Origin of the sequence: Pedobacter sp., assembly GCF_035566355.1 — a bacterium.
Lineage (GTDB): Bacteria > Bacteroidota > Bacteroidia > Sphingobacteriales > Sphingobacteriaceae > Pedobacter.
The window spans coordinates 1-3,872 of the sequence record NZ_DATMRL010000048.1; the positions used below are offsets into that span (position 1 = coordinate 1).

Annotated in this window: 4 protein-coding genes; 2 read left to right on the top strand and 2 right to left on the bottom strand. The window is 39.1% G+C overall.

What is annotated here, in order from left to right; translation table 11 throughout:
* On the bottom strand, positions 1-343 hold a 343-nt coding region (locus VNZ46_RS01740; protein ID WP_325558345.1), incomplete at its 3' end, for a glyceraldehyde 3-phosphate dehydrogenase NAD-binding domain-containing protein.
* Positions 344-416: 73 nt separating this feature from the next.
* Positions 417-1,163 carry a glycosyltransferase family 2 protein gene (locus VNZ46_RS01745; RefSeq protein ID WP_325558346.1) on the bottom strand — a complete coding sequence of 249 codons (747 nt, stop codon included), beginning with the start codon at positions 1,161-1,163 and terminating at the stop codon, positions 417-419.
* Positions 1,164-1,258: 95 nt separating this feature from the next.
* Here VNZ46_RS01745 and VNZ46_RS01750 point away from each other — a divergent pair, with 95 nt between their 5' ends.
* Both VNZ46_RS01750 and VNZ46_RS01755 read left to right on the top strand, forming a co-directional pair.
* Positions 1,259-3,529: a GumC family protein gene (locus tag VNZ46_RS01750; RefSeq protein ID WP_325558347.1), complete on the top strand. Its 2,271-nt coding sequence runs from the start codon at positions 1,259-1,261 to the stop codon at positions 3,527-3,529.
* Positions 3,526-3,872, top strand: a 347-nt coding sequence (locus VNZ46_RS01755) for a hypothetical protein (RefSeq protein ID WP_325558348.1), incomplete at its 3' end; no start/stop codon positions are given. The genes VNZ46_RS01750 and VNZ46_RS01755, both read left to right, overlap by 4 nt.

The window sequence follows — 3,872 nt, forward strand, 5'->3', positions numbered from 1 at the left end:
ATACCTGTTTTGCCCCCGCCTCCAAGTGTAAAGAAGCCGCCGCCCTGGAAGTATGTTTACCAGTAGACTCCAAAACCAGATCTATCCCCAATTCAGCCCAGGGCAGCTCTTTTGCATTAGGATTGGAGTAGACAAGAATCCTTTTACCATTAATGATCAGTGCTTCTTTGTCAAAAGACACTTCACCTTTAAACCCACGGTGTACAGTGTCATACTTAAACAGATGAGCAAGAGTTGCAGGGTCTGCCAGGTCATTGATCGCGGCAATGTCAACGCCCCTTTCTATTGCCGTACGTAGAAAAATACGCCCGATCCTACCAAAACCATTTATCGCTATCTTCATGAATACAGTTAATTTTTCCGCAAAAGTACCTATATTCTACCTAGGTAGGTTAGTTATTTCTAATTATGTCTTTTTAGTAGAAAAACTGCTCAATTTTCCTAAGCTTTTTACAAATTGTAACCAGTAAAGGCCAGCGAAATCTATGCAGTACCAATGATCTGTAGTCATAAATACAAGCCAGTAAGAAGGGTTTCATCCCTGCGTTACTCATTCCTCCTTTTCGCATTTTCACCATTAAATGATCTATATACACCATACTTGTTCCATAGGCAGAAAATAACCTCAAAATAAATTCATAGTCAGCTGAAGTACCAAAATTCATCGAATAATTGCCACATCGTCCATAAAGTTCTTTGTTCAGGTATATAGTAGGATGCGGAGGCATCCATCCTCTTTTGAGTTTTTCCAGACTAAAATCTCCGGGTCTCCAGCTTCTGACTATTCTTCCGGTATCTTTCCTCTCGGTGTACTCCAAATTCCCATATACACCACCGCACAAGGTTGTCGCAAAACGACGAACAACCCTGGAGATCGTTCCAGGTTCCGCAATCATATCGTCCGCATTTAGTATCCCTATAACATCTCCCGTAGCCAGAGCAATCCCCTTATTAAGCCCATCATAAAAACCTTGATCTTTTTGGGTGACAAAGACATGAATATGATCCCGGTAGAGCTGAATAACATCCAGTGTACCATCTGTAGAGCCCCCATCTATTACGATATACTCAATTTCAGAATAGTCCTGTCCGATAACAGATAGAATACAATCGGCAATATAGTCTCTACAATTTAAAACAACACTCACTATACTAACTTTCATTTATTATTAATAGTTTTGCTTTAAATATAAATATTAAAACTATAAAATTAAAACAACCATATAAAAACGGCTTAATGAAGTAAAATATTAATTTAATGGAAAATTTAAATCATCATTTAAAAATATGGAATTTGATCCTGAAAAAGTGGGGCTATATCACAACGATTACCACCATATCAATAGGCATAGCTTATCTGTTCCTATACATAAGTAGCCCCATCTACTGTGCTAATGCATCACTAAAACTGGAGGATCGAAGATCTGAACTTTCTGAACTCATCACCATCAGAAACATTTATGACCGAAATAGCAAAGGTGAAGCAGAAAAGACAATATTGGCCTCAAGAAATGTAATTGGGAAAGCCATAACTGCATTGAATTATAAAATTTCCTTTTTTGAATCACGTCCCTTCAGGATGATCAATCTTTATCCGGCCAGACCCCTGGATATACAAATCCTGGAGTCAGGCGGCAAGAACGAAAATAAAATGCTTTTTGAATTTGAACCTGTCAACAGAAAGATCTTTCAACTCACCTATATATGGGCAGGAAAGAAAACCATCCGAAAATTCCTGTATAATTCAAAAATCTTACTTCCTGGCCTGCTTTTTAGAATTCTTACTCCACTGAAAAGTATTCCGCAACGCTGTCACTTCAAATTCAACGACGAAACCAACCTCCTTAAATACATCCTCGAAAAATTGATGGTTGACGACAACCAAAACACAAATATCCTGAAACTTCAATTCAGCGACCCGAATCCTTTCCTTGCCAGGGATATTTTAAATGCGATCCTCGATGAATATCAAAAGTACGACAAATCACAACGTAGTGCACCCAGCAAACAAACCTCCCTTTTCATAGACACCTTACTGAAAAAGATGGCTTCTGTACTTTCTCGTTCCTCGTCGGAAATACAAAACTTTAAAACTGCCCAGGGCTTTTCAGATATCTCTTCCGGCACAAAAGAAGTGATCACCAAATTATCCGACCTTGAAAAAGAAAAAAGGCAATTATCCATCCTGAACCTGATCAACAGAGCGCTTCTTAAAAGCCTGAGCCAGCCAATTTCAGCAGATAAATTGAATTATAATTTACAAGGCATTCAAGATCCCCAGCTCATCGCACTTCTGCATCACTATAATTCCCTTCTACAGAAAAAGACTGAGCTTCTGCTCTTCTACAAGCCCGAAGCATCTCCCGTTATGTATGTAGAAAACCAAATCGGCAATATTAAACAATCTATTCAGTCCACCTTAAAAAATCAGGAACAACAAAATGGAAAACTGATCGCTTACTTCTCTCATCAAATTGCCGACCTCCGCAAAACAATGAATTCATTCCCAAAAAAGGAAAAAGAATTTGTACAACTCCAGTCGCGCTTTGAAGTAAATCAGAAAGTTTACAATTACCTTTCAGAAAAAAAGCTGGAAGCAGGAATCTCCGCAGCTGCAATAATATCAGGAATACAGATTATTGATCAGGCAACCCTTCCTGATGAGCCTATATATCCTATTGCAACTCAGATCTACACCGACTTCGGGCTTGGAGGTGTTGTAACTGGTCTGCTTCTCATCTTCCTGCAACACAAATTAAACACCCGGTTATATGATACCTCATTCATCAAAGAACTCAGTTCTCTGCCAATAATTGGCTATATAAGAACAGATACAAAAAAAAGAGTCCTTACATCTGTTCTCTCCATAGAAGCTCCCAGGTCCCACTTCTCAGAATCTATAAAAGCACTCCGTATCAATCTCAACTACCTCTGTATAGAGCACAGCAGTAAAGTGATTTGCATAACTTCAGGTAATTCGGGAGAGGGCAAGTCATTTATTTCATTGAACCTGGCTGCTTCATTAAGCTTAATTGATAAAAAAGTATGTATGGTTGCTACTGACCTGAGAAAGTCAGCGCTGCACATCGATTTGTCCATCAGCAACCATCAAGGTTTGAGCAATTATCTTTCAGGACAGCAGACAATTTCTCAAATCTGCCACAAAACCTTTATCAACAACCTTAGTTTCATTCCCTCCGGACCTGTTCCACCCAATCCCTCTGAACTGCTTCAACATCCCCGAATGGAAGAACTGATGACTGAACTAAAGAAGACCTACGATTACATCCTTCTCGATTCAGCTCCGGTTGGTCTTGTCTCAGACACGGTACCCTTGCTAAAAATATCAGACATCAACCTCTTTATCCTTAGATACGGAATATCTAAAAAATATTCTGCCGCCCTTCCGGAAAAACTACTTAAAGAATTCAGACTATCCAATATTTCCCTCATACTCAACGGCTTTGAAAAAGATCATTTTCAACAAGAATACTATAATCTGCCCGACAATTACAGCAAAGATCTATGAAAAGAAAACACGATGTTCTATTTCTTACCTTAAGCAGCTTTTGTGATACCGGAGGAATTCAGAAAGTATGCCGGACGATCAGCAAAGCACTGTCAGATATTTCTGCAGAAAGAAACTCCACACTGCAGGTCTTTGCCTTAAAAGACCAAACCTCACAAGCAGATCCCAGATATATATCAGCTGCACAGTTCAGGGGATATAACAATCAAAAACTATTGTTTGCCTTCCATGCTGTTAAAAAGAGTTCATCCCACCCAAATGTCCTTCTAAGTCATATCCATTTACTCCCTATAGCTTTAATGATTAAAGCTTTAAGACCAAACACCAGGATCATCCTTCTCGC